This is a genomic window from Pseudomonas sp. GW821-FHT02H09 (genome assembly GCF_059421425.1).
On record NZ_JBWKVA010000001.1, the window covers coordinates 298,197 to 323,620 of the forward strand.

Annotated in this window: 21 protein-coding genes; 10 read left to right on the forward strand and 11 right to left on the reverse strand. The window is 60.4% G+C overall.

Going from position 1 to position 25,424, the window contains the following annotated elements; all coding sequences use genetic code 11:
* Nucleotides 1-68 precede the first annotated feature (68 nt).
* The 3 genes from AC07VR_RS01380 (at nt 69) to AC07VR_RS01390 (ending at nt 3,811) form a co-directional block, all read left to right on the forward strand.
* Nucleotides 69-611 carry a YaeQ family protein gene (locus AC07VR_RS01380; RefSeq protein ID WP_494992515.1) on the forward strand — a complete coding sequence of 181 codons (543 nt, stop codon included), beginning with the start codon at nt 69-71 and terminating at the stop codon, nt 609-611.
* A gap of 66 nt (nt 612-677) precedes the next feature.
* Nucleotides 678-2,387 (forward strand): single-stranded-DNA-specific exonuclease RecJ, encoded by a 1,710-nt coding sequence (gene recJ, locus AC07VR_RS01385; protein WP_495010298.1) that lies wholly within the window; start codon nt 678-680, stop codon nt 2,385-2,387.
* Between the two features lie 317 nt (nt 2,388-2,704).
* Nucleotides 2,705-3,811 (forward strand): NADH:flavin oxidoreductase/NADH oxidase, encoded by a 1,107-nt coding sequence (locus AC07VR_RS01390; protein WP_495010299.1) that lies wholly within the window; start codon nt 2,705-2,707, stop codon nt 3,809-3,811.
* A 192-nt stretch (nt 3,812-4,003) separates the two neighbouring features.
* Here AC07VR_RS01390 and AC07VR_RS01395 read toward each other — a convergent pair whose 3' ends face one another.
* The 11 genes from AC07VR_RS01395 to AC07VR_RS01445 all read right to left on the reverse strand — a co-directional run bounded on the left by AC07VR_RS01395 (nt 4,004) and on the right by AC07VR_RS01445 (nt 16,844).
* Complete coding sequence (locus AC07VR_RS01395; protein WP_495010300.1) at nt 4,004-5,623, reverse strand: glucan biosynthesis protein D; 1,620 nt, start codon at nt 5,621-5,623, stop codon at nt 4,004-4,006.
* A gap of 492 nt (nt 5,624-6,115) precedes the next feature.
* Nucleotides 6,116-6,406 carry a type II toxin-antitoxin system RelE/ParE family toxin gene (locus AC07VR_RS01400; RefSeq protein WP_495010301.1) on the reverse strand — a complete coding sequence of 97 codons (291 nt, stop codon included), beginning with the start codon at nt 6,404-6,406 and terminating at the stop codon, nt 6,116-6,118.
* Nucleotides 6,369-6,632, reverse strand: coding sequence for a CopG family ribbon-helix-helix protein (locus AC07VR_RS01405; protein ID WP_494992520.1), 264 nt, complete (start codon nt 6,630-6,632; stop codon nt 6,369-6,371). The genes AC07VR_RS01400 and AC07VR_RS01405 overlap by 38 nt, the downstream gene beginning before the upstream one ends.
* Nucleotides 6,633-6,903: 271 nt before the next feature.
* Nucleotides 6,904-8,388 carry an APC family permease gene (locus AC07VR_RS01410; protein WP_494992521.1) on the reverse strand — a complete coding sequence of 495 codons (1,485 nt, stop codon included), beginning with the start codon at nt 8,386-8,388 and terminating at the stop codon, nt 6,904-6,906.
* Nucleotides 8,389-8,611: 223 nt separating this feature from the next.
* Complete coding sequence (locus tag AC07VR_RS01415; protein WP_494992522.1) at nt 8,612-10,036, reverse strand: gamma-aminobutyraldehyde dehydrogenase; 1,425 nt, start codon at nt 10,034-10,036, stop codon at nt 8,612-8,614.
* A 49-nt stretch (nt 10,037-10,085) separates the two neighbouring features.
* On the reverse strand, nt 10,086-10,913 hold the full coding sequence (locus AC07VR_RS01420) for an ABC transporter permease (protein ID WP_494992523.1): 828 nt from the start codon (nt 10,911-10,913) through the stop codon (nt 10,086-10,088).
* Nucleotides 10,903-11,835 (reverse strand): ABC transporter permease, encoded by a 933-nt coding sequence (locus AC07VR_RS01425; protein ID WP_495010302.1) that lies wholly within the window; start codon nt 11,833-11,835, stop codon nt 10,903-10,905. The genes AC07VR_RS01420 and AC07VR_RS01425 overlap by 11 nt, the downstream gene beginning before the upstream one ends.
* A 13-nt stretch (nt 11,836-11,848) precedes the next feature.
* Nucleotides 11,849-12,886: an ABC transporter ATP-binding protein gene (locus AC07VR_RS01430; RefSeq protein ID WP_495010303.1), complete on the reverse strand. Its 1,038-nt coding sequence runs from the start codon at nt 12,884-12,886 to the stop codon at nt 11,849-11,851.
* A 210-nt stretch (nt 12,887-13,096) separates the two neighbouring features.
* Nucleotides 13,097-14,248, reverse strand: coding sequence for a putative ABC transporter substrate-binding protein YdcS (gene ydcS / locus AC07VR_RS01435; RefSeq protein WP_494992526.1), 1,152 nt, complete (start codon nt 14,246-14,248; stop codon nt 13,097-13,099).
* An 87-nt stretch (nt 14,249-14,335) separates the two neighbouring features.
* Nucleotides 14,336-15,826: a gamma-aminobutyraldehyde dehydrogenase gene (locus AC07VR_RS01440; RefSeq protein ID WP_495010304.1), complete on the reverse strand. Its 1,491-nt coding sequence runs from the start codon at nt 15,824-15,826 to the stop codon at nt 14,336-14,338.
* 103 nt (nt 15,827-15,929) lie between these two features.
* Nucleotides 15,930-16,844, reverse strand: coding sequence for a LysR family transcriptional regulator (locus AC07VR_RS01445; RefSeq protein WP_494992528.1), 915 nt, complete (start codon nt 16,842-16,844; stop codon nt 15,930-15,932).
* A 195-nt stretch (nt 16,845-17,039) separates the two neighbouring features.
* On the opposite strand from AC07VR_RS01445, the gene AC07VR_RS01450 reads away from it, so the two are divergent.
* From AC07VR_RS01450 to AC07VR_RS01480, 7 genes are all read left to right on the forward strand, one after another.
* The gene (locus tag AC07VR_RS01450; protein ID WP_494992529.1) at nt 17,040-17,762 is read left to right on the forward strand and encodes a tellurite resistance TerB family protein; all 723 of its coding nucleotides are present in this window, start codon (nt 17,040-17,042) and stop codon (nt 17,760-17,762) included.
* 173 nt (nt 17,763-17,935) lie between these two features.
* Nucleotides 17,936-19,558 carry a methyl-accepting chemotaxis protein gene (locus tag AC07VR_RS01455; protein WP_495010305.1) on the forward strand — a complete coding sequence of 541 codons (1,623 nt, stop codon included), beginning with the start codon at nt 17,936-17,938 and terminating at the stop codon, nt 19,556-19,558.
* Nucleotides 19,558-20,094 (forward strand): chemotaxis protein CheW, encoded by a 537-nt coding sequence (locus AC07VR_RS01460; RefSeq protein ID WP_495010306.1) that lies wholly within the window; start codon nt 19,558-19,560, stop codon nt 20,092-20,094. The genes AC07VR_RS01455 and AC07VR_RS01460 overlap by 1 nt, the downstream gene beginning before the upstream one ends.
* Nucleotides 20,091-21,368, forward strand: a complete 1,278-nt coding sequence (locus AC07VR_RS01465; protein ID WP_495010307.1) for a CheR family methyltransferase — start codon at nt 20,091-20,093, stop codon at nt 21,366-21,368. Before AC07VR_RS01460 ends, AC07VR_RS01465 begins: the two co-directional genes overlap by 4 nt.
* Nucleotides 21,365-22,045 (forward strand): chemotaxis protein CheW, encoded by a 681-nt coding sequence (locus tag AC07VR_RS01470; RefSeq protein WP_494992533.1) that lies wholly within the window; start codon nt 21,365-21,367, stop codon nt 22,043-22,045. Before AC07VR_RS01465 ends, AC07VR_RS01470 begins: the two co-directional genes overlap by 4 nt.
* Nucleotides 22,042-24,369 carry a hybrid sensor histidine kinase/response regulator gene (locus AC07VR_RS01475; protein ID WP_495010308.1) on the forward strand — a complete coding sequence of 776 codons (2,328 nt, stop codon included), beginning with the start codon at nt 22,042-22,044 and terminating at the stop codon, nt 24,367-24,369. The genes AC07VR_RS01470 and AC07VR_RS01475 overlap by 4 nt, the downstream gene beginning before the upstream one ends.
* Nucleotides 24,366-25,379 (forward strand): chemotaxis response regulator protein-glutamate methylesterase, encoded by a 1,014-nt coding sequence (locus tag AC07VR_RS01480; protein WP_495010309.1) that lies wholly within the window; start codon nt 24,366-24,368, stop codon nt 25,377-25,379. Before AC07VR_RS01475 ends, AC07VR_RS01480 begins: the two co-directional genes overlap by 4 nt.
* The last annotated feature ends 45 nt before the right edge of the window (nt 25,380-25,424 follow it).

The window sequence follows — 25,424 nt, forward strand, 5'->3', positions numbered from 1 at the left end:
CGGGAGTCGTTGATTAGCCTTCGCATCGGTTAGACTTGCCGCCTTTCCTCGTATCAAGAAGCGCGTTCATGGCCCAGCCGTCCACGACCTACAAATTTGAACTGAACCTTACTGACCTCGATCGTGGGGTGTATGAAAGCGTCAAACAGACCATCGCCCGTCATCCTTCGGAGACTGAAGAGCGGATGACCGTGCGCCTGTTGGCCTATGCCTTCTGGTACAACGAGCAGCTGTCCTTTGGCCGTGGTCTGTCAGAAGTAGACGAACCTGCCTTGTGGGAAAAAAGTCTGGATGACCGTGTCCTGCACTGGATCGAAGTCGGCCAGCCGGATGCCGATCGCCTGACCTGGTGCTCGCGTCGTACTGAGCGCACCAGTTTGCTGGCCTATGGCAGCCTGCGTGTCTGGGAAACCAAAGTGGTCCCAGCCGTGAAAAACCTGAAAAACGTCAACATCGCCGCCGTGCCGCAAGAGATTCTGGAAGTGCTGGCCAAGGACATGCCGCGCGCTATCAAGTGGGACGTGATGATCAGCGAAGGCACGATTTTCGTGACCGATGATCGCGGCCAGCACGAAGTCCAGCTGCAGTGGCTGACGGGCGAGCGCGGCTGATTCTTCGCCGCTCGTCTGCATCATTCTGTTTCATCCCTTTTCTTGAAGAGAAGCACCCCTCGCCCCATGCGTATCGAACCCCGCCTGCTGCCCGCTACCCTGCCGTTTCTCGGTGACCTGCCGCCGCTGCTGACCCGCCTCTACGCGGCGCGTGGTGTGCAGTCCGAGGCTGAACTGGACAAGAGCCTGGCGCGTTTGATTCCCTATCAGCAGCTCAAGGGCATTGAGGTGGCGGTGGATTTGCTGGTGGTGGCACTGGAGCAGCGCCAGCGCATCCTCATCGTCGGTGACTTCGATGCTGATGGCGCAACCGCCAGCACGGTCGGCATGCTCGGATTGCGCCTGCTGGGCGCCGCCCACGTCGATTATCTGGTGCCCAATCGCTTCGAATACGGCTACGGGCTGACCCCGGAAATTGTCGCGGTGGCCTTGCAGCGCGAACCGCAATTGCTGATTACCGTGGACAACGGTATTTCCAGTGTCGAAGGCGTGGCGGCGGCGAAAGCGGCGGGGCTGACCGTGTTGGTCACCGATCACCACTTGCCGGGGCACGAGTTGCCTGCCGCGGACGCCATCGTCAATCCGAATCAACCGGGTTGCGAGTTCCCGAGCAAAGCGCTGGCCGGCGTTGGGGTGATTTTTTATGTACTGATGGCGCTGCGCGCTCGTCTACGCAGCCTGGGTTGGTACGAGAGTAGACCGCAGCCGAACATCGGTGAGTTGCTGGATCTGGTGGCGCTGGGCAGTGTGGCCGACGTGGTGCCGCTGGACGCCAATAACCGCATTCTGGTGCATCAAGGGCTTGAGCGGATTCGCGCCGGGCGTGCACGGCCGGGACTCAAGGCAATCCTTGAAGTCGCCAAGCGCGACCATTCGCGAATTACGTCCACCGACCTTGGGTTCATTATCGGCCCGCGTCTGAACGCGGCAGGGCGACTGGATGACATGAGCCTGGGCATCGAATGCCTGCTCAGCGAAGACAACGCTTCAGCGCGGGAAATGGCGACCCAGCTCGATGAGCTGAACCAGGATCGCAAATCCATCGAGCAAGGCATGCAGCGCGAAGCCCTGGCTCAACTCAAGGACTTGCCGCTGGAGTCGATGCCGTTCGGCTTGTGTCTGTTCGAAGCCGATTGGCACCAAGGCGTCATCGGTATCCTCGCTTCGCGTATGAAAGAGCGCTACCACCGCCCGACCATCGCCTTTGCCGATGCGGGTGAAGGTATGCTCAAAGGCTCGGCGCGTTCGGTGCCGGGGTTTCATATCCGCGACGCATTGGATGCAGTGGCGGCGAAACATCCTGAGTTGATCAGCAAGTTCGGTGGCCACGCCATGGCGGCGGGGCTGTCGCTGCCGGAGCAGAACTTCCCGGCGTTTGCCGAGGCGTTCGACACCGAGGTTCGTCGGCAACTGCGTGAGGACGATTTGACCGGGCGGCTGCTGTCTGACGGTACGCTGGCAGTCGAGGAGTTCCATCTGGAACTCGCCCGCGCCTTGCGCCACGCCGGTCCTTGGGGCCAGCACTTTCCTGAACCGTTGTTCCATGGCGTGTTTCAGTTGGTCGAGCAGCGCATCGTCGGTGAGCGGCATCTCAAAGTGGTGCTCAAAAGTGAATGCGGCTCGCTGAAACTCGATGGTATTGCATTTGGCATCGATCGCGAGATCTGGCCGAACCCGACCATTCGTTGGGTCGAGCTGGCCTACAAGCTTGACCTCAACGAGTTCCGTGGGCAGGAAACCGTGCAGTTGATGATTGCCCACATCGAACCGCGGTAGTCAGATCGCAGATCGTTCCCACGCTCCGGCGTGGGAATGCAGCCCGTGACGCTCCGCGTCACAGAGGCGGACGCAGAGCGTCCATTGAGGCATTCCCACGCGGAGCGTGGGAACGATCAAATCTCCCAAATCGGGTTCTTTAGTTTTCTGAACCCTCCCTCATTCTCGGTTGTCGACTAGGCTCTAAACACTGTCTGATTGTGCCTTGTGACGTCTTCTCATTTTTTGCCCGCGGGGGCGGGTGCTGCATCCTTCTTGTCACTCGTCGACTTTTCAAACAGAACCCTGGAGCCTGACCACTGATTGAGAGGTGCCCCATGAGTCTGCTGCTTGAACCCTATACCCTTCGTCAATTGACGCTGCTCAACCGCATCGCGGTCTCGCCAATGTGCCAATACTCCTGCGTCGATGGGCTGGCCAATGACTGGCATCTTGTTCATCTCGGCAGTCGTGCCGTGGGCGGTGCCGGTCTGGTCTTTACCGAGGCCACGGCGGTGACTGCCAACGGGCGTATCACCGCTCAAGACCTTGGTCTGTGGAACGATGATCAGATCGAACCCTTGCAACGCATCACTCGTTTTATCACCGCCCAGGGCGCTGTCGCCGGTATCCAGCTGGCCCACGCCGGGCGCAAGGCCAGCACCCATCGGCCATGGCTGGGCAAGCATGGAAGCGTGAAACCGGCCGACGGCGGCTGGACTCCGGTCGGCCCATCGCCGATTGCCTTTGACCCCGAACACAGCGCACCGATACAACTGAATGAAGGACAGATCGCCGACGTCATCCAGGCCTTCGTCGATGCCGCCAAACGCGCCTTGGTCGCCGGATTCAAAGTAGTCGAAGTGCATGCTGCGCACGGTTACCTGCTGCACCAGTTTCTATCGCCCTTGAGCAACCAGCGAAGCGATCAATACGGTGGCTCTTTCGAAAACCGCATTCGTCTGGTGCTGCAAGTGACCGAAGCGGTGCGTACGGTCTGGCCTGAAGAGTTTCCACTGTTTGTGCGGGTGTCGGCCACCGATTGGGTCGAAGATGGCTGGAACCCGGATGAAACCGTGGAGCTGGCGCGACGTCTGAAAGCCTTGGGTGTAGACCTGATTGATGTGTCCTCGGGCGGCACCGCGGCCAACGCGGAGATTCCAACCGGGCCGGGTTACCAGACGCGTTTTGCCGAGCGTGTGCGCAAGGAGTCGGGTATCGCCACCGGGACTGTCGGTTTGATCACCGAGCCCGCTCAGGCCGAGCACATTCTGCGTACCTGTCAGGCTGACATCATCCTGCTGGCTCGGGAGCTGCTACGCGATCCTTACTGGCCGCTGCATGCCGATGATGACCTGGGCGGACACAAAGCCATCTGGCCGGCGCAATACCAACGGGCGACTCACCGCGATCAGCCGATTCATGAGTCGGATTTGCGTGAATAAACGCATTTGTAAAAAGCCAAAGCCCCGGTCGCGAGACTGGGGCTTTTACTTATCCAGCTGAACGCTTTATGGGGCTTGTTACCGTCATCGCGAGCAAGCTCGGCTCCTACAGGTACCGCGTCATCCTTGTGGGAGCCGAGCTTGCTCGCGATGAGGTCAGTCCAGGCACCGACGATCTCAAGGCTGACCCTGTCAGGTGTATTTGCGCTTATCCGGTGCTGGCGGGAAATACTGATACAGCCAGGTCTCGCTCAACGTCCGGTCATGGGTACGAATGAACAGCCGCAACTCCACCGCAGCTACGCTATCGTCGGTGGGGTACCAGTCGAAAGTCACTCGATAGCCTTTGATGTCCGGCAACTGCAGGACGTTGAAGTCTTTCACCTGGCCGTTCGACGCCGTGACGATCGGCTCGATGGCAGTTCCTTCGGGCAGGCGATCCAGACCGCCGCCAGTAAAGTCGACAGCAAAACGCCGCGCCCAGACCTCAGGATAATGCTCGCCCGGTGCCCATCCCTCGATGAAGCCACCCATGCCCGAGCGCGTCGCATTGACCTGCGCCAGCGGTGTGCTGACGGGTGGCAGAGCGCTCCAGTAGAGTTTGTAGCCGTAGTTCAGCGAGTCGCCTGCTGCAACGGGCTGCTTGGGTGTCCAGAAGGCCACGATATTATCGAGGGTCTCGCCCGTGGTCGGGATTTCCAGCAGATCGATAGAGCCTTCACCCCAGGCAGTGGTCGGCTCGACCCATAGACTCGGACGGCGGCTGTACCAGTCCACGGTGTCCTGATAGCTGACGAACTCGTGATCGGTCTGGACCAGACCGAAACCTTTCGGGTCTTTATCGACGAAGGCATTGAATTGCAGCGTCGCCGGGTTGTTCAGTGGCCGGCAGATCCATTCACCGTTACCGCGCCACATGGCCAGACGGTCGGAGTCATGGATTTGCGGATGAATGGTGTCGCACATGCGCCGTTCATGGGTGCCGCAGCTGAACATGCTGGTCATCGGCGCGATGCCCAACTGCTCGATGGCGGTGCGCGCATTGACATGCGCGTCGACGGCCATCACCACCTGATTGGCCTGGCAATCGATATCGAAGCGATAAGCGCCGGTTGCGCTGGGCGAGTCGAGCAAGGCGTACACCACGAATCGCGTACTGTCCTTGTCTGGTGTTTCGAACCAGAACCTGGTGAAGTCAGGAAACTCCTCTTTGCGTTTGGCGTAAGTGTCGATCGCCAGCCCACGCGCAGACAAACCGTATTGGCCACTGGCATCCACTGCACGGAAATAGCTGGCGCCGAGGAAGGACAGCACATCGTGCTTGTCCAGCTCCGGGGCCTTGAACAGCTTGAACCCGGCGAAACCCAGGTCTCCCTTGAGCTGCGAGGTGTCGACGCTGGTCTTCCGGTAGTTGAACAGTGATGGCCGGAAGTGCACTTCCCGTGCCTGGCGGGTCTTGGGGTCGACGCTGTACATGCGCACCGGTTGCTTGAAACCCATGCCGACATGGAAAAACTGCACGTCCAGTTGGCCATTCAGCTCATTCCACAGCGAATGATTGGCGTCGTACTGGATCGCGTTGAATTGCTGCGGCGCCATGTTGGCGAGGGTCGGCGGCAACACCTGCTTGGTATCCAGGTAACGATTGCCTGCCAGTTGCCTGGCTTGGGCCTTCAACGTTTCGAAGTCGAACGTCTGAGCCTCGCCATCGGCGGTGCCGGCCCAGGCGCGAGCGGCCAGCAGGCCAGTGGCCGACAGACCGGTATAGGCGGCGATGGCCATGGAGGCTTTCAGGAGATTCCTGCGGTGCATAAATAAAACCTGTCTTGGATGATCCCGCGCCGTTACTGGCTGCGTGATGAATCAGAAATTGAGGTTCGGACATGTCTTGGGCCAAACGCAACGGACGCTTAACAGATAACAAAGAGCGCCAGCCGTTCGCAATGAATTGAAAAAAACACTGAGGGCTCAGGAGCAAGCCTGCACAAATGATCAGGCAATCCGCCGCCAGGCGGGCAAGGCCATGATAGTCACAGACCGCAGCAAGCATTCAAGCGGGCCATATGGATGGCAGCGCATCCACCGTGTGCTCAACCACACTTATACGGCGTACCTTACGATCGCCATCAGCATGATCACAGGCGGGCCTTTGAATCAGTTGCGGCGCTGCCGGACAGCGGTTCGCGGTCATCGTTAACGTCCTTGCAGAAGATGAACCACCAAGCGTTGCAGAATGCGGAGTGGCCTGATGCAGTTACCCGGAGCAGGGATCGAGCAGCAGGCCTTTGTTCAATTCAGCCAGCATTACCAATCCTGTATTCGCTCTGTTCTCTGATGCAAAACCCGCAATACCTGAATTTGTCCGTGCATCAGGCGATAAGGAGCAATAAACGGATACTCAGTTATGACGAGTTCACGCAGATCAGGCATCACGGAAGGTCTGCCTGAGCCGGGGAACAGTTCAAGTTGACCGAATAATTCCAGAATGTTTGTTATCACATCGTTGGCTGCAGAAAAGCCAATCAAGTCGCGGTAATACTCATGGATAGCATCAAGATCACTCTCCGCTTTTTCGGTCAGTACGACTTTCGGCACGGTTTGCCCACTTAGCCTTTACGGCGTCCAGATCGGTCAGTTTGCCAGCGTTGGCATCGGCTATGCCTTCGCTGATGGCTTGTAGATGCCAGGACTCGGCTTCCACATAACGAACCAGTGCACGCTTGAGATGATACTGGCGGTCGCGATCGGTCGCGGCTGCAAGCTGATCCAGTTGCTGGGCAAGGATCTCTTCGACACGAAAGGACAAAACGGGCGAGGCCATGTTGGCTCTCCTGAAAAGGTGTATACGTTGTAGACGATGTAAACACCGTAGGCCTTGCCGAGACTTCAGTCAACCGATGCTATGTGCACTGTCGTCAGCAAACCTTAGCGGGGCTGTGTCGAAAGAGAGTGACCGATATGTTGCCAAATGCTTGGGTGGTCATTCGTTCCGCCACTACCCTCCAGGCTTCATCAATCGCTGCATGGGTAAATAGGCTCCATTGCGCATCTGAGTCACCCCGGCAACCCAAACGATACCGGGGCGAAAGGAGTTACCGGCTGATTTTCCAGGCATCGCCGGCCGGGGCGGTGCCGTGGTCGTACGGCTTGCCGAGCCACATGTAGAGCAGGCCCAGGCCGATAACGATGGCGGTGCTCAGCACCATGGCGTAGTTGATGTACCACGCAGCGTCTGGCGTACGCGGCCAGGCCATGTTGATGATCGCACCGACACCGTAGACCAGCGCACCGATGTTCACCGGCAGGCCCCAGGCCCCGAGAGTGAATTTGCCGCTGGGTCTCCAGCCGCGGGCACGGGCGTAGAGGGCGGCGAGAACGATCATCTGGAACGCCAGGTAGATACCGATGGCGGCGAAGCTGACGATGGTCGCCACTGCGTCTTGCAGGAAAAAGCCCAGAGCGATGATCAGCGCCGGCAGGATACCGGACACGAACAATGCGGCGACCGGAACCTGAGTGGTCGGCGAAATCCGTTTCAGCAGGCTGCTGCCGATGACCATTTCGTCCCGGGCGTAGGAATACAGCAGGCGACTGGCCGCCGCTTGCAGGCTGATGACGCAGGAGATGAAGGAAATCATCACCACCCCCATCACTACTTTCGAACCAACAGGACCGAAGGCGTTGCTGAGGATGGTGGTGACCGGGTCTTTGTCGGAGCCATTGATCACTGCTTGCATGTCCGGCACGGCGAGGATCAGTGCCAGGCAAGCGAACATCGCCGCGATGCCGCCGATGTAGATGGTCATGCGCATGGCCACCGGGATCTGCTTGCTCGGGTTCGGGGTTTCTTCGGCCACGTCGCCGCAGGCCTCGAAGCCGTAGTAGAGGAACATCCCTGCCAACGAGGCGGTGAGGAAGGCCGGCAGGTAGGAGCCGTCAACGCGGATATCAAAGGTGTTGAACAACACGCTGAGCGGTTGATGACGCTCGAATACCAGCAGGTACACCCCGACGATCACCGCGCCCACCAGCTCGCAGAGGAAGCCGAACATGGCGATACGCGCCAGCACTTTGGTGCCGCTGAGGTTGACCAGCGTGGCGAACAACGTCAGCACCAGAGCGATGATGATGTTGGTGTTGTTGCTTGGTTCAAAGCCCATCATCGCCGCCAGATAGGGGCCGGCACCGACCGCAACGGCGGCGATGGTTACGCACAGGGCGATGGAGTAGATCCAGCCGACCATCCACGCCCAGCGCTTGCCGACCAGGCGGCGGGCCCAAGGGTAAACCCCACCGGAAATCGGGAACTGTGAAACCACTTCACCGAAGATCAGGCACACCAGCAATTGCCCGCAGCCGACCAGTAAGTAGGCCCAGAACATCGGTGGCCCGCCGGCAGCCAGACACAGGCCGAACAGGGTGTAGACGCCTACCACCGGCGACAGGTAAGTGAAGCCCAGGGCGAAGTTTTCCCACAGGCTCATGCTGCGATTGAAGTTCGAGGTGTAGCCCAGTTTGCGTAGCTGCTCGGCATCGCTGTCGGCGGCTAATGCAGAGAATTCGGGTGATGCACTCATAAGGTATTTCTCCGGAAAATCGGCAGATTTCGGATGTCCGAATCCGTGGCGGGGCCATGACGGCCCAACCCGGTTCGGTGGTTATTGTTGTGGTTTCGTTGGTGTGGAACCTGGTGGTGCGTATCGCGAAGTCGTCCTTGAACTCGCGGTGACGCCATCGCGGGCAAGCCTCGCTCCTACGGGCTGCGCAGACCTGTAGGAGCGAAGCTTGCTCGCGATGCTTTTAGTGCTTGAACATCACATGCCGCACGGTGGTGTAATCCTCCAGCCCGTACATGGACATGTCCTTGCCATAACCGGACAGCTTCTGCCCACCGTGAGGCATTTCGCTGACCAGCATGAAGTGCGTGTTGACCCAGGTGCAGCCGTACTGCAAACGCGCCGCGAGGCGGTGGGCGCGGCCGACGTCGGCGGTCCAGACCGAAGACGCCAGGCCGTAGTCCGAAGCGTTGGCCCAGCCCAGCACCTGCGCTTCGTCTGTGAATCGGGTCACTGACACCACCGGCCCAAACACCTCGCGCCGGACGATCTCGTCGTCCTGTTGGGCGTCGGCCAGCACCGTCGGTTCGAAGAAGAAGCCGTTGCCTTCCACGGCCTTGCCGCCGGTGATCAAGCGAATGTGCGGTTGTGCCAGCGCACGCTCGACAAACCCGGCCACACGGTCGCGATGCTGAGCGGTGATCAACGGCCCCAGCTCGGTTTGCGGGTCATCCTGCAAGCCGTACTTGATGGTGCTGACGGCCGCGCCGAGCTTTTCGACGAACCTGTCGTAGATGCCTTCCTGGGCATAGACGCGGCAGGCGGCGGTGCAGTCTTGCCCGGCGTTGTAGAAACCGAAGGTCCGAATGCCTTCCACCGCGGCATCGATGTCGGCGTCGTCGAAGATGATCACCGGGGCTTTGCCACCCAGTTCCATGTGCATGCGTTTGACGCTGTCGGCGGTGCTGGAAATGATGTTCGCGCCGGTGGCAATCGAGCCGGTCAAGGAGACCATGCGCACTTTCGGGTGAGTCACCAGCGGGCTGCCGACACTGGGGCCACGGCCAAAGACCAGGTTGAGCACACCGGCCGGGAAAATCTCCGAGGCCAGTTCCGCCAGACGCAATGCGGTCAGCGGCGTTTGTTCCGAGGGCTTGAGCACTACGGTATTGCCGGCGGCCAGGGCCGGGGCGATTTTCCAGGCGACCATCATCAGCGGGTAGTTCCACGGCGCGATGGAAGCGATCACGCCCACCGGGTCGCGGCGGATCATCGAGGTGTGGCCGGGCAGGTATTCGCCACCGGCGGTACCGCCCATGCAACGGCTGGCGCCGGCGAAGAAGCGGAACACATCGGCAATCGCCGGGATTTCGTCGTGCAGCGCCGCGCTATAGGGTTTGCCGCAATTGTCCGATTCCAGTTTGGCCAGTTCTTCGCCGTGGGCCTGGATGGCATCGGCGAGTTTGAGCAACAGCAGCGAACGCTCTTTGGGCGGGGTCTGTGACCAACCTTCGAACGCCGCATCGGCGGCACACACGGCGGCGTCGACCTGGGCTTCGCTGGCTTCGTTGATTTCCACCAGCACACGGCCCAACGCCGGGTTGAACACGGGTTGGCTGGCGCCTTCACCTTCGACCAGTTGGCCGTTGATCAGCAGTTTGGTTTGCATGGCTATGTCCTCTCTTGCAGCGAATTCATTGTTGGATTTATAAGGCCGATCATTTGCCGCCGCTCCCGGCCACGCTTTCACCGCCACGGGTCAGGTAGTAGGCGCCAAGGATCGGGAACATGGTCACGAGCATCACCAGCATCGCCACCACGTTGGTCACCGGCACATCGCGCGGGCGGCTGAGTTGGTTGAGCAGCCACAGCGGCAGGGTGCGCTCGTGGCCGGCGGTAAAAGTGGTGACGATGATTTCGTCGAACGACAGGGCGAACGCCAGCATGCCGCCGGCCAGCAACGCCGAGCCGAGGTTCGGCAGGACGATGTAGCGAAAGGTCTGCCAGCCGTCGGCGCCCAGATCCATCGAGGCTTCGATCAAGCTGTAAGAGGTGCGGCGCAAACGGGCGATGACGTTGTTGTAGACGATCACCACACAGAAGGTCGCGTGGCCGACGATGATGGTGAACATGCCCGGCTCGATGCCCAGGGTCTTGAAGGTCGCGAGCAGGGCGATACCGGTGATGATCCCCGGTAAGGCGATTGGCAGGATCAGCATCAGCGAAATGCCTTGTTTGCCGAAGAAGTCACGCCGGTACAAAGCGGCCGAAGCGAGGGTGCCGAGGACCATGGCGATCAGCGTGGCAATAGCGGCGATCTGCAGTGACAGCTTGATCGCGTCCAGCACGTCCGGTCGCAAAAAGGCCACGCTGAACCACTTCAGGGTGAAGCCCTGGGGTGGAAAGCTGAAGGCTGCGTCTTCAGTGTTGAAGGCGTATATGAAGATGATCAGGATCGGGAAGTGCAGGAACACCAACCCGCCCCAGGCGGCCAGTCGCAGGCCCAGGGAGGCTTTTTCCCCATGCTTTTCTGAATCAGAGCGCATCGAAGGCCCCCAGACGTTTGACGATGGACAGGTAAATGGCGATCAGCACGATTGGCACCAGGGTGAAGGCGGCGGCCATCGGCATGTTGCCGATGGCACCCTGCTGGACGTACACCATGCTGCCGACGAAGTAGCCCGGCGGGCCGACCAGTTGCGGCACGATGAAGTCACCCAGGGTCAGCGAGAAGGTGAAGATCGACCCGGCCGCAATGCCCGGGATCGACAGCGGCAGGGTCACTTGCATGAAGGTCTGTCGTGGTCTGGCCCCGAGGTCGGCGGAAGCTTGCAGCAGCGATGGCGGTAGACGTTCCAGCGAGGCCTGGATCGGCAGGATCATGAACGGCAGCCAGATGTAGACGAACACCATGAAGCGTCCCAGATGCGAGGTGGACAAGGTGCTGCCGCCGACGCCGGGAATGCCGAGCACGAACTGCAACACCGGCTCCAGCCCAAAGTGTTGAACGAACCACTGCGCTACGCCGCCCTTGGCCAGCAGCAGGGTCCAGGCATAGGCCTTGACGATGTAGCTGGCCCACATTGGCATCATCACCGCGATGTAGAAAAACGCTTTGGTCTTGCCCGTGGTGTAGCGCGCCATGTAGTAAGCAATGGGGAACGCGACGAAGGCGCTGGCGATCGATACCACGACGGCCATGCTCAGGGTGCGGGCGATGATGTCGAAGTTCGACGGCTGGAACAGCGCCGTGAAGTTCGCCAGGGTCAGGTCGGGAGTGACCGCCATGGTGAAGTCATCGAAGGTGTAGAAACCCTGCCAGAGCAAGGTCAGTAATGAACCAAGATAGATCGCGCCGAACCAGATCAGCGGCGGCACCAATAACATCGCCAGGTACAGATTGGGTCGGCGATACAGCAGGTCGGAAAACCTGCGCAAGGGTGAACCGCTGGCGGGGGAGGAGGTCATGGCCGGGCTCATGTCACACCTCGCTCGCAACGGTGTCGGTCAGGCTGGTCATGGCTTCGCGCGCCCAGCGTGCGGTGATCCGTTGCCCGGTCTGGTGCTGGGCGCAGCTGTCCAGCCATTGATTGTTGGCCTGGCTGATGTTCAGGGTCTGGCCGTTTTCCAGTTTGAGTTCGTAACGGGTGGCGCTGCCCTGGTACTGGATGTCGTGAAGCTGGCCGCTGACTTCGATTTCGTGGCTGGCCGCAGGACCGTCAGCGAAACGCACATGTTCCGGGCGAATCGAGAAGGGCTTGGTACTGCCGCTCAACTGTTGGGCCAGCTCGCCACGGATAACGTTAGAGGTGCCGACGAACTCGGCGACAAATGTGGTGGCCGGTTTCATGTAGAGGTTGCGCGGGGTGTCGACTTGCTCGATGCGGCCCTTGTTGAATACCGCCACACGGTCGGACATTGACAGTGCTTCAGTCTGATCGTGGGTGACGAAAATAAAGGTGATGCCGAGCTGGCGTTGCAGCTTCTTCAACTCCCCCTGCATTTGTTCGCGCAACTTCAGGTCGAGGGCGCCCAGGGGTTCGTCCAGCAGCAGCACCCGAGGACGATTGACCAGTGCGCGGGCCAGGGCGACTCGCTGGCGCTGACCACCGGACAGTTGCACCGGCTTGCGTTCGCCGTAACCGCCGAGGGCGACCATGTCGAGGGCTTCTTCGGCGCGCATCAGGCGTTCGGTCTTGCCGACGCCCTTGACCTTCAAGCCATAGGCCACGTTGTCCCGTACGTTCATGTGCGGGAACAGGGCGTAATCCTGGAACACGGTATTCACGTCACGCTGATACGGCGGCAGCCCGGCGGCTTCTTCGCCATGAATGCGGATCGAGCCGGCGCTTGGTTGTTCGAAACCGGCAATCAGGCGCAGGCACGTGGTTTTGCCCGAGCCGGAAGGGCCAAGCATGGAAAAGAACTCGCCGTCCTGGATGTCGATGGAAACCCGGTCAACGGCTTTCACTTCGCCGAACTGACGGGAAACGTTGGTGAACTGGACTGCAAGCGTCATGGTGCGGTGCTCCAAAAAGGCGAAAGCCGTCGCAGCGGCCCTTGCCTGGACTTCTGAGAAATCTGAATATCGATCGATCGTTCCCACGCTCCGCGTGGGAATGCCTCACCGGACGCGCAGCAATCGCTTCGGCATGTAACGCGGAGCGTCACTGGCTGCACTCCCACGCAGAGCGTGGGAACGAGTTGTCAGTAGCTACCGGAATGACTTTTAGCGACCGCCCATGATCGCGATGTAGTCCTGGGTCCAGCGGCTGTATGGCACGAACTTGCCGCCCTCGGCCTGCGGGGTTTTCCAGAAGGCGATCTTGTCGAACTGGTCGAAACCGTTGGTCTTGCACCCTTCAGCACCGAGCAACTCGCTCTCTTTGCAGGCCGCCGGAACCGCTGGCAGCGAGCCGAACCAGGCGGCTACGTCACCCTGGACCTTGGGTTGCAGGGACCAGTCCAACCACTTGTAGGCGCAATTGGTGTGCTTGGCATCGGCGTGCATCATGGTGGTGTCGGCCCATCCAGTTGCACCTTCCTTAGGGATGGTCGAAGCGATCGGCTGTTTCTCGTTCATCAGGCCGTTGACCTGATACGGCCAGGCGCTGGAGGCCACCACGCCTTCGTTTTTGAAGTCACTCATTTGCACGGTGGTGTCATGCCAGTAGCGGTGGATCAACGGTTGCTGGGCTCGCAACAGATCAAGCACGGCTTTGTACTGGGTTTCAGTCAGTTCATAAGGGTTCTTGATGCCCAGTTCCGGTTTGCTCGACTTGAGGTACAGCGCCGCGTCGGCGATGTAGATCGGGCCGTCATAGGCCTGCACACGACCCTTGTTGGACTTGCCGTCCGGCAGGTTCTGCGCATCGAACACTACGGCCCAACTGGTGGGCGCCTGCTTGAACACAGTGGTGTTGTACATCAGCACGTTCGGGCCCCACTGATAGGGCGCGCCGTAGGTCTGCTTGTTGACCACGTACCAAGGCCCGTCCTTGAGGCGTGGATCGATGTTCTTCCAGTTCGGGATCAGCGCGGTGTTGATCGGCTGAACACGCTTGCCAGCGATCAAGCGCAAGGAGGCGTCGCCGGAAGCGGTGACCAGGTCGTAACCGCCCTTGGCCATCAGGCTGACCATTTCATCGGAGGTGCCGGCGGTTTTGACGTTGACCTTGCAGCCGGTCTCTTTCTCGAAACCGGTCACCCAGTCGTAGTTCTTGTCGCTCTCACCACGTTCGATGTAGCCCGGCCAGGCCACGATATCCAGTTGTCCTTCGCCGGCGCCAACGGCTTTCAGCGGTTCGGCGGCCTGGATGCTGGCGCTGGCCAGCAGTGCGGTGGTGATTGCACTGAGCAGTGCGGTCTTGTGCACGAACATGGGGTTCCCTCTTCTTTAATTATGGTCGGGGCAGTTGGTGAACGTGGTGAAGCCAGGCCTTTTGAGGCTATTTATTGGAGTAGTGCGTTAATTCAGGTCATTGCCGTGGCGCGCCATGATGTGCCGCACCACGCTGTAATCCTGTAGCGAATCGCTGGACAGATCCTTGCCATAGCCTGAGCGTTTCAAGCCGCCGTGGGGCATTTCGCTGACCAGCATGAAATGGCTGTTGATCCAGGTGCAGCCATACTGCAAACGCGCCGCGACCTGCATCGCCTTGTCCAGATTCTGGGTCCAGACCGACGACGCCAAGCCGTACTCGGAGTCGTTGGCCCAGTCCACTGCTTGCTCCAGTGCTTCGAAGCGGGTCACGGTGACGACTGGGCCGAACACTTCACGCTGGACGATTTCATCACTCTGTTTGCAGCCGGCGAGCAGGGTCGGCTGGTAGTAGAAACCCGCGCCGGAATGTACGGCGGCGCCGGTGACGCGCTCGATGTGCGGCTGACCAAGGGCGCGTTCGACGAAGCTGGCCACGCGGTCGCGCTGACGGGTGCTGATCAGCGGGCCTATCTCGTTATCGGTGTCGCGTTTGCCGGCGAAGCGCAGGCTGCTGACGGCGGCGCCAAGCTCGGCGACCAGGCGATCATGGATCCCGGCCTGGGCGTAAATCCGGCAAGCCGCGGTGCAGTCCTGCCCCGCGTTGTAGTAGCCGTAGCTGCGCACACCTTCGACCACGGCTTGAATGTCGGCGTCATTGCAGACGATCACCGGCGCTTTACCGCCGAGCTCGAGGTGGGTGCGTTTGAGGGTTTTCGCCGCGGCCTGGAGGATTTTCTGCCCGGTGACGATATCGCCGGTCAGCGAAACCATGCGTACTTTCGGGTGGCTGACCAAATGGCTGCCGACGCCTTCACCGCCGCCGCAAATGATGTTGATCACCCCGCGGGGCAGCAATTCGGCCAGCGCCGGGGCCAAGGCCAGAATCGATAGCGGTGTGTGTTCGGATGGCTTGAACACCAGGGTGTTGCCCGCCGCCAGGGCCGGAGCGATTTTCCAGGCGGCCATCATGATGGGGTAGTTCCAGGGGGCGATCGAGGCGACCACGCCAATCGGATCGCGACGGACCATGCTGGTGTAGCCCGGCAGGTATTCACCGCTGAGCTGGCCAGTCTGACAACGCACGGCGCCGGCGAAGAAACGGAACACGTCGACCGTGGCGTTCAAGTCGTCCTGACGCGCCAGGTGCAGCGGCTTGCCGCAGTTCAGCGATTCGAGGCGGGCGAGGTGATCGGCCTGTTTTTCAACGGCGTTGGCGATGGCCAACAGAATGTTCGAGCGTTGCTGCGGGGTGGTCCGCGACCAACCGGCAAAGGCGCGATGGGCGGCCAGAACGGCGCTTTCAACTTGTTCGGTACTGGCTTCGGCGATATGCGTCAGCACTTCACCCGTGGCCGGGTTGAGAATAGGTTCGACAAAACCCTGGCCTGCGACTAATTCACCATCGATCAATAAAGCGGTGAACAACGGGGTCTGCACGCCAGCCATTTTTCGGGTTCTCTTTTCTTGTGTGGCCATGGTGCTCCCCTGGGACTGGAGCCCGGCCCTCTCTTATAGATGCACAGAGACTAGTGGCCGGAGCTACGGTCGACAAATACTAAATACTGAAGGCTACGTTCGATTAAATAGATGGCTTGCGCCCGGCGTGGGGTTGCTCGCGGGCCACGGTCAGGAATGGGTCCACCAACGCGGGGCGTGCGGTGCCGCGACGCCAGGCCAGGCCGACGTCCAGGGTCTGGCTCAGGTCCGCCAGTGGCCGCGCCTCGATGATGTCGCCCTCCAGTGACCACGGGCGGTAGGTCATGTCCGGCTGAATCGACACACCAAGACCGGCCGCCACCAGGCTTCGCACCGCTTCGGTCGAGGCTGTGCGCAAGGTGATGCGTGGCTGCAACCCAGCGCTGGACCACATGCGCTGGGCGTTGCGGTCCATTTCATCGACGTTGAGCTGTATCAGCGGTTCGCGGGCGACGTCGGCGAGGTTGATGCTGTCGTGCTCCAGCAACGGGTGCTGAGCCGGCAGCCACAGGCGATGGGGCGAGTGGGTGAGCACCTCGGTTTGCAGGGCGTGGCGGTCTTCCAGGTTAGAGAGGATCAGCACCCCGACATCGATTTCACCGCTGACCAGCAAATGCTCGATATACGGGCGCTCATCCTCCATCACGCGGATTTCCACGTTCGGGTAGGCACGCTGGAAGCGGGTGAGCAAATCGGCGAGGTAGTAACCGGCCACCAGGCTGGTCACGCCGACAATCAACTGCCCGGCCACCTGGTCGGTGCTTTGTTGCAAGCTACGCTTGGCGTTGTCGACCGTGGCCAGGATCAAGTGCGCCTGGCGCAGGAACTGGTGACCCTGGTGGGTCAGGGTCATGCCCTTGGCATGTCGATTGAACAGGTTGACGCCGATTTCCTGTTCCAGTTGCTGGATTGCCAGGGTCAGTGTCGATTGGGAAATATAGACCGCCTGGGCGGCGGCCGAGATCGAGCCGGTTTCGGCCACAGCGATGAAGTGGCGGATTTGACGCAAGGTCATCATGGGGGAATTACCGGTTAGACGGTTTTATAGATTTGCTTGAGTGTATATCTTTTTAATCGATGGTCTGGTTCAGGACCGGGGCTTCGGTCAGGGCCAAGCAACATCTGGAAGCATTCTCGCCACGTGGAGGAGGGCGCTTCGATCTACGCTGTGGGCCTCAATGATCTGGTTAACCCCCGGTTTTGGAGGTGGCAAATGAATACACGCAGATTGCTCGATCAGTTGCTCAAGTCCGGTCAGGACATATTGCAAAACAAGGCCGGCGGCACTCAGAACAAATCGGTATCGGATAACGGCGCACTGGGCAGCTTGCTCGGCGGCAGTTCGGGCGGGCTTGGCAGTTTGCTCTCAGGCGTTGGTGGCGGCGCGCTGGCGGCGGGCGCGATGGGGCTGTTGCTGGGAAACAAAAAAGCCCGCAAGTTTGGCGGCAAGGCACTGACCTACGGCGGTCTCGCCGCGTTGGGCGTTTTGGCCTACAAGGCATACGGCAATTGGCAGGCACAGCAGGCTGGCGCACCACAGGCTGAGCCGCAAACCGTCGACCGCTTGCCGGCAGCGCAAGTTGAATTGCACAGCCAGGCGATCCTCAAGGCGCTGGTCGCTGCCGCCAAGGCCGACGGCCATGTCGATGAACGCGAGCGAGCGCTGATCGAGGGCGAATTCACCAGGCTGGACAACGATCAGGACCTGCAACGCTGGCTGCACGCCGAACTCAACAAACCCCTGGACCCGGCCGATGTCGCCCGCGCCGCCAGCACCCCGGAAATGGCCGCCGAGATGTACATCGCCAGCGTGATGCTGGTGGATGAAGAGAACTTCATGGAGAAGTCCTATCTGGATGAACTGGCGCGCCAGCTCAAGCTTGAGCCAGGCTTGAAAGCCGAACTGGAGAAACAGGTGCGCCAGGTTTCGCTGTGATCAGAGAAAGCGGGGGAATCGAAAGGATCGTCACTTTCTGCCCCACAGTAGCCATCCAGAGCAGATGCTGACTTTCTTCACCCTGGGTGAGACGTGGTGCGCAACCCACTGCTAAATGATGAGCCGCCCTCGGCTATACTCCCCTCCATTTGAATGCCCCCCGAGGATCGACTGTGAAGAACTGGACGTTGCGCCAACGCATTTTGGCGAGCTTTGCGGTAATTATCGCCATCATGTTGCTGATGGTCATGGTCTCGTTCTCCAGTCTGCTGAAGATCGAGACCAGCGAGGAAACGGTCCGAACGGACGCTGTTCCTGGGGTGTATTACAGTTCGATGATTCGCAGCGCCTGGGTCGACAGCTACGTCCTGACCCAGCAGATCGTTGGCCTCTCCGGAAATCGGGACATCAGCGCTGCTGACCAGGCGTTGTACAAGAGCTTCGAAGAGCGCTTGAAGGCGCAGATGGATAACTATCGCAAAACCGTCTTCGACTCGGACGATCGTGCCTCTTTCGACGAGTTTGAAGTGCGTCATCAAGCGTTCGATCAGACACTGAAGAACGTCATCGATCTCTATCAGCGCAAAGAATACGAACAGGCTCGCCTCGCGCTGGAGAATGAACTGACGCCTGCGTGGATCGCTGGCCGCAAGCATTTGAACGGCATGATCGACCGCAATCGTGATCAGGCGGGTAATGCCACCGGGGCTATCGGTTCCGCGGTAACCGCAGCAAAAATCAGTATGGGCGTCTCTTTACTGATCGCGGTAATCGCTGCCGGTCTGTGCGGTCTGCTGCTGATGCGCGCAATCATGGCGCCGATGAACCGGATCGTGCAGATCCTCGACATCATGCGTACGGGGGACTTGAGCAGGCGCTTGAATCTGGAGCGCAAGGACGAATTCGGTGCCGTAGAAACCGGCTTCAACGACATGATGACCGAGCTCACTTCTCTGGTTTCCCAGGCCCAGCGCTCTTCGGTGCAGGTCACTACCTCGGTCACGGAAATTGCCGCCACCTCCAAGCAGCAGCAGGCTACTGCGACAGAGACCGCTGCCACCACCACGGAAATCGGCGCCACGTCGCGAGAAATCGCTGCGACATCGCGCGATCTGGTGCGCACCATGACCGAAGTTTCTACCGCCGCCGACCAGGCTTCGGTGCTGGCCGGTTCTGGTCAGCAAGGCCTGGCCCGCATGGAAGACACCATGCACTCGGTGATGGGGGCGGCCGATCTGGTCAACGCCAAACTGGCGATCCTCAATGAGAAGGCCGGCAACATCAATCAGGTGGTGGTGACCATCGTCAAGGTCGCCGACCAGACCAACCTGCTGTCCCTCAACGCTGCGATCGAAGCCGAGAAGGCCGGTGAATATGGCCGCGGTTTCGCGGTGGTGGCTACCGAAGTACGGCGTCTGGCGGATCAGACCGCCGTGGCCACCTATGACATCGAGCAGATGGTCCGTGAGATCCAGTCGGCGGTGTCGGCGGGTGTCATGGGCATGGACAAGTTCTCCGAAGAAGTGCGCCGTGGCATGTCCGAGGTTCAACAGGTAGGCGAGCAGCTGTCGCAGATCATTCATCAGGTTCAGGCGCTGGCGCCGCGGGTGTTGATGGTCAACGAAGGCATGCAGGCCCAGGCCACCGGTGCCGAGCAGATCAACCACGCGTTGGTGCAGCTGGGCGATGCCAGCAGCCAGACGGTAGAGTCCTTGCGTCAGGCCAGCTTCGCCATCGATGAGCTGAGCCAGGTGGCGGTGGGGCTGCGTAGCGGCGTCTCGCGTTTCAAAGTCTGATGAGCGAGCTCGCGGCTAAACGCGGCGCTGGAATGACGCCGAAACATTCGTTGTTTTTGCTGTTCCGTATCGGCAACGAACGCTATGCCCTGCAGGCCATCGAGGTGGCCGAAGTGCTGCCGCGCCTGCCACTCAAGCCGATCGCGAAAGCGCCGTCCTGGGTCGCCGGGGTGTTTGCCTACCGTGGCACGGTGGTGCCGGTGATCGACCTCAGCGCGCTGACCTTCGGCCAGCCGGCCCAAGTGCGCACCAGCACTCGCCTGGTGCTGGTGCACTATCGAGCGCAAGCGTCTGGGCCCGGGCAATTGCTCGGGCTGATTCTTGAACAGGCCACCGATACCCTGCGCTGCAATCCAGCGGACTTTAAACCGTACGGCCTGGACAATCGCCAGGCGCCTTATCTGGGGCCGGTGCGCGAAGACCAGCAAGGCTTGCTGCAATGGATTCGGGTCGATGATTTGCTCGATGCCCAGGTCCGCGCGCTGCTGTTTCCGTCGCCGCCGCTGGATCTCGCTCTGTTTGAGGAGCGCCCGTGAGCAACGACCAGCGCTTTTTCGACTTCCTCAAAGAACGCATTGGCCTGGACGTGGCGTCCGTAGGGGCGGCGCTCATTGAGCGAGCCGTCCGCCAGCGTAGCATCGCGCAGCAAGCGCAGACCGTGAATGAGTACTGGCTCACACTGCAGCAATCGCAGGATGAGCAGCAGGCGCTGATCGAAGCCGTGATCGTGCCGGAAACCTGGTTTTTTCGTTATCCGGAATCCTTCGTCGCCCTGGCCAAGTTGGCGAAGGGCCGTCTGGCCGAGATCAAGGGCATGCGTGCCTTACGGATTCTCAGCTTGCCGTGCTCTACCGGCGAAGAACCGTATTCGATTGCCATGGCCTTGCTCGATGCCGGGTTTGCGCCCCATCAGTTCAAGGTCGAAGGGCTGGATGTCAGCGCCTTGTCGGTCGAGCGCGCCAAGCGTGCGGTGTATGGCAAGAACTCCTTTCGTGGGCAACAGACCGACTTTCGCGAGCACCACTTCAGCGCGCAGGAGGAGGGCTACGTTCTCAATGAACGGGTGCGTGATCAGGTGCGCTTGCAGGTGGGCAATCTGCTTGATCCTGCATTGCTGGCCAATGAATCGCCCTATGACTTTGTGTTCTGCCGCAATCTGCTGATTTACTTCGACCCGCCGACCCAGCGACAGGTGCTTGATGTCATCAAGCGCCTGACCCATGTCGACGGCGTGCTGTTTATCGGCCCGGCCGAAGGCGGCCTGCTGGGGCGATTGGGCATGCATTCGATCGGCATTGCACAGTCCTTTGCTTTCAGGCATCACCGCGAGTCTGACCCCGAGCCGTTGCCTGTCTTTAACCCGACACCGTCGCCGGTGTGTCAGCCAATACGCAATGTGGCGCAGCCGCCGCTTCGCAGCCGACCCTTTACCAGCGTTGCACCAGTGATCAGCCCCGGCAAACCTTGTGCTGCGGTGAATGATGCAGCGGCCTTGCTCGCCAATATCGAGGCGTTGGCCAATGAAGGCAAAAGCACTGAGGCGCGAGCGGCCTGTGAGCATTACCTGCATAACCATGAGCCGGTAGCTCAAGTGTTTTATTGGTTGGGTTTGCTCTGCGATGTCGCCGGCAGCGTATTGGAGGCTCAGGGCTTCTATCGCAAGGCGCTGTATTTGCAGCCGCAACACCCTGAAACCCTGATGCACCTGGCGGCCTTGCTGGCTTCCCAAGGCGACGCCACGGGTGCCCGCCGATTGCAGGAACGCGCCGCCCGTAGCGAGCGCACCGCTGACAGTGAGCGTAAACGATGACCGGATCTGTTTCGTTGAACGTGACCCATGAGGATGCGCAGGCCATCGATGACTGCTGGAACCGGATCGGTATCCACGGTGACAAGTCCTGCCCGCTGCTGCCCGAACATATTCATTGTCGCAACTGCGCGGTGTATTCCGCTGCCGCGACCCGCCTGCTCGATCGTTATGCGTTGCAACAAGAGGATCATCGACAGTCGATTGCAGTCGAGAATGATGTCGTCACCCGTTCACTGTTGATGTTTCGCCTGGGCGAAGAGTGGTTGGGGCTGGTCACCCGCTGCCTGGCGGAGGTTGCGCCGTTGCAGCCGATCCATTCGTTGCCGCACCAGCGTTCGCGAGCGTTGCTGGGCGTGGCGAATGTGCGCGGCGCCCTGGTCGCCTGCCTGTCACTGGTGGAACTGCTGGGGCTGGACGCCACCACTGGCGTTGTCTCCGGGGCGCGGGTCATGCCGCGCATGTTGATCATTGCTGCCCACGGCGGCCCGGTGGTGGTGCCGGTGGATGAGGTGGACGGGATTCATGCCATCGATGAACGCACCTTGAGCGCCGCCTCCAGTTCCGGCTCACAAACCGCTGGCAGGTACACCCGTGGCGTATTGCAGTTCAGAGGTCGCAGCTTGCGCTGGCTGGATGAAGAACAGTTGCTGTCAGCCGTGACCCGGAGCCTCACATGACCCCCGATCAAATGCGTGACTCATCGCTGCTCGAACTCTTCAGTCTGGAGGCCGAAGCGCAGACTCAAGTGCTCAGCGCCGGCTTGCTGGCACTCGAGCGCAACCCGACTCAGGCCGATCAACTGGAAGCCTGCATGCGTGCAGCGCACTCGCTCAAGGGCGCCGCGCGGATTGTCGGTGTGGATGCCGGAGTCAGCGTGGCGCATGTGATGGAGGATTGTCTGGTCAGCGCCCAGGAGGGGCGCCTGCACCTGCAACCCGAACACATCGACGCCTTGCTGCAAGGCACAGACGTTCTGATGCGCATCGCTACACCGGGTAGCGACAATGTGGGGCCGAGCGATATCGAGGCCTACGTCGCCTTGATGGGCCAGTTGCTCGATCCCGCGGCATTGACCGTCAACGTGGCACCGCCTGCCGCGCCAATCCTTGATTCGGTCATGCTGCTGATGGCTGAGCTGCAAGTTGATTTGCCCCGTGCCGGGCTTGAGTCCGAAGCGCCGTTGCTGGAGCCGGAACCGTTGCTTGCCGCGCCCATCGAAATGTCGCCTAAAGCCACGCGCGTTACCGAAGGCGGCGAACGGGTGCTGCGGGTTACCGCTGAGCGGCTGAACAGCTTGCTCGATCTGTCGAGCAAATCCTTGGTGGAAACCCAGCGACTCAAGCCTTGGCTGGCGACCATGCAGCGTCTCAAACGCATGCAAAGCAACAGTTTGCGAGCCCTGGAAAATCTCAATGTTCATCTCAAAGAGAGCGAGTTGAGCCTGCAAGCCCAGGAAGCGCTGGGCGATGCCCGGCGCATGCTCGCCGAATCCCGGCAACTGTTGGCCGAGAAAACCGCCGAGCTGGATGAGTTCGCCTGGCAGGCCAGTCAGCGCGCTCAGGTGCTGTATGACACGGCGCTGGCCTGTCGCATGCGGCCGTTCGCCGATGTGTTGGCCGGGCAGGTGCGGATGGTTCGTGATCTGGGTCGTAGTCTGGGTAAGCAAGTGCGGTTGGAGATCGAAGGCGACAAGACCCAGGTCGACCGTGATGTGCTTGAAAAGCTCGAAGCGCCGCTGACCCATTTGCTGCGCAATGCGGTGGATCATGGCATCGAAATGCCGGAGCAACGGTTGTTGGCGGGTAAGCCCACCGAAGGCTTGATCCGGCTGCGCGCCTCCCACCAGGCTGGGCTATTGGTACTGGAGCTGAGCGATGACGGTAATGGAGTAGACCTCGAACACCTGCGTCGCAGCATCGTCGAGCGCCAATTGTCTCCGGCCGAAACCGCTGCCCGGTTGAGCGAAGAAGAACTGCTGACATTCCTGTTTTTGCCGGGCTTCAGCCTGCGGGACAAGGTCACCGAAGTTTCCGGGCGCGGAGTTGGACTGGACGCGGTTCAGCATATGGTCCGACAGCTTCGTGGCGCCGTGATACTGGAACAGACAGCGGGCGAGGGCAGCCGCTTTCATCTTGAAGTGCCGTTGACCCTGTCGGTGGTGCGCAGTCTGGTAGTCGAGGTGGGTGAAGAGGCTTATGCCTTCCCGCTGGCGCACATCGAACGCATGTGCGACCTGGAGCCGGACGAGATCGTACAAGTCGAAGGGCGTCAGCATTTCTGGCACGAAGGCCGGCATGTCGGTCTGGTCGCGGCCAGCCAGCTGTTGCAGCGTCCGGCGGCTCAGAGTAACGATCAAACCCTCAAAGTGGTGGTGATCCGCGAGCGCGATGCGGTGTACGCAGTGGCCGTCGAGCGCTTTATTGGCGAGCGCACGTTAGTGGTGCTGCCGCTGGATGATCGGTTGGGCAAGGTTCAGGACATTTCCGCCGGAGCGCTGCTGGACGACGGCTCCGTGGTGCTGATCGTCGACGTCGAAGACATGCTGCGTTCGGTGGACAAACTGCTCAATACTGGCCGTCTGGAGCGCATCGCCCGGCACAACCACCAGGCTGTGGAAGTCGCGCGCAAACGCATTCTGGTGGTCGACGATTCGCTGACGGTCCGCGAGTTACAGCGCAAACTGTTGCTCAATCGCGGTTACGACGTCGCCGTCGCGGTAGACGGAATGGACGGTTGGAACGCTTTGCGTGCCGAAGACTTCGATTTGCTGATCACCGACATCGATATGCCCCGAATGGACGGCATTGAATTGGTCACCCTGTTGCGTCGCGACAATCGTTTGCAGTCGCTGCCGGTCATGGTGGTTTCCTACAAGGATCGCGAAGAAGACCGGCGTCGTGGACTAGACGCCGGAGCCGACTATTATCTAGCCAAAGCCAGTTTCCATGACGACGCTTTGCTCGATGCGGTAGAGGAACTCATTGGAGGAGCCCCGGCATGAAGATCGCTATCGTCAATGACATGCCACTGGCGGTAGAGGCTTTGCGTCGCGCTCTGGCGTTCGAACCTGAGCACGAAGTGGTCTGGGTCGCGAGCAATGGTGCCGAGGCGGTAAAACTCTGCGCCGGGCTGACGCCGGACCTGATCCTGATGGACTTGATCATGCCGGTGATGGATGGCGTGGAAGCAACCCGGCGGATCATGGCCGAAAGCCCGTGCGCCATCGTGATTGTTACCGGCGACCGCCAGCAGAACGTCCATCGAGTGTTCGAGGCCATGGGCCATGGCGCACTGGATGTGGTCGACACTCCGGCTGTCGGTGCGGGTAATGCCAAAGAAGCCGCGGCGCCATTGCTGCGCAAGATCCTCAATATCGGCTGGCTGATCGGCCAGAGCGGCGGCAGCCGGGCGCGCTCGGCCCCGACGTCGCTGCGCACCATGGTGCAGCGCCAAAGCCTGGTGGCCATCGGCTCTTCCGCTGGTGGCCCGGCGGCGCTGGAAGTCTTGCTCAAGGGTCTGCCCACTGATTTTTCCGCGGCCATCGTGCTGGTTCAGCACGTTGACCAGGTGTTCGCTGCCGGTATGGCCGAATGGCTGAGCAGTGCGTCCGGATTGAAGGTGCGCCTGGCGCAAGAGGGTGAGCCGCCGCAAAGCGGTACGGTGCTGTTAGCCGGCACCAACCACCATATCCGACTCTTGAAGGACGGCACACTGGCCTACACCGCCGAGCCGGTCAACGAGATCTACCGGCCGTCGATCGACGTTTTTTTTGAGAGCGTGGCCAGCTACTGGGATGGCGATGCCGTCGGCGTATTGCTGACCGGCATGGGCCGTGATGGCGCTCAGGGGCTCAAATTGATGCGCCAGCAAGGCTTCCTGACCATCGCTCAGGACCAAAACAGCAGTGCGGTGTATGGGATGCCCAAGGCAGCAGCTGCCATCGACGCAGCCGTCGAAATCCGCCCACTGAACAAGATTGCGCCACGATTGCTGGAGATATTTGCCAAATGACTGACAAAAACAGCTTTCCTGACCAGGTAGTAATTCAGGTGACCG

Coding starts and splice junctions, on each gene's coding strand:
- AC07VR_RS01380 (WP_494992515.1), top strand. CDS start 69: ATGGCCCAGCCGTCCACGACCTACAAATTTGAACTGAACCTTACTGAC.
- recJ (WP_495010298.1), top strand. CDS start 678: ATGCGTATCGAACCCCGCCTGCTGCCCGCTACCCTGCCGTTTCTCGGT.
- AC07VR_RS01390 (WP_495010299.1), top strand. CDS start 2,705: ATGAGTCTGCTGCTTGAACCCTATACCCTTCGTCAATTGACGCTGCTC.
- AC07VR_RS01395 (WP_495010300.1), bottom strand. CDS start 5,623: ATGCACCGCAGGAATCTCCTGAAAGCCTCCATGGCCATCGCCGCCTAT.
- AC07VR_RS01405 (WP_494992520.1), bottom strand. CDS start 6,632: ATGGCCTCGCCCGTTTTGTCCTTTCGTGTCGAAGAGATCCTTGCCCAG.
- AC07VR_RS01410 (WP_494992521.1), bottom strand. CDS start 8,388: ATGAGTGCATCACCCGAATTCTCTGCATTAGCCGCCGACAGCGATGCC.
- AC07VR_RS01415 (WP_494992522.1), bottom strand. CDS start 10,036: ATGCAAACCAAACTGCTGATCAACGGCCAACTGGTCGAAGGTGAAGGC.
- AC07VR_RS01420 (WP_494992523.1), bottom strand. CDS start 10,913: ATGCGCTCTGATTCAGAAAAGCATGGGGAAAAAGCCTCCCTGGGCCTG.
- AC07VR_RS01425 (WP_495010302.1), bottom strand. CDS start 11,835: ATGACCTCCTCCCCCGCCAGCGGTTCACCCTTGCGCAGGTTTTCCGAC.
- AC07VR_RS01430 (WP_495010303.1), bottom strand. CDS start 12,886: ATGACGCTTGCAGTCCAGTTCACCAACGTTTCCCGTCAGTTCGGCGAA.
- ydcS (WP_494992526.1), bottom strand. CDS start 14,248: ATGTTCGTGCACAAGACCGCACTGCTCAGTGCAATCACCACCGCACTG.
- AC07VR_RS01440 (WP_495010304.1), bottom strand. CDS start 15,826: ATGGCCACACAAGAAAAGAGAACCCGAAAAATGGCTGGCGTGCAGACC.
- AC07VR_RS01445 (WP_494992528.1), bottom strand. CDS start 16,844: ATGATGACCTTGCGTCAAATCCGCCACTTCATCGCTGTGGCCGAAACC.
- AC07VR_RS01450 (WP_494992529.1), top strand. CDS start 17,040: ATGAATACACGCAGATTGCTCGATCAGTTGCTCAAGTCCGGTCAGGAC.
- AC07VR_RS01460 (WP_495010306.1), top strand. CDS start 19,558: ATGAGCGAGCTCGCGGCTAAACGCGGCGCTGGAATGACGCCGAAACAT.
- AC07VR_RS01470 (WP_494992533.1), top strand. CDS start 21,365: ATGACCGGATCTGTTTCGTTGAACGTGACCCATGAGGATGCGCAGGCC.
- AC07VR_RS01475 (WP_495010308.1), top strand. CDS start 22,042: ATGACCCCCGATCAAATGCGTGACTCATCGCTGCTCGAACTCTTCAGT.
- AC07VR_RS01480 (WP_495010309.1), top strand. CDS start 24,366: ATGAAGATCGCTATCGTCAATGACATGCCACTGGCGGTAGAGGCTTTG.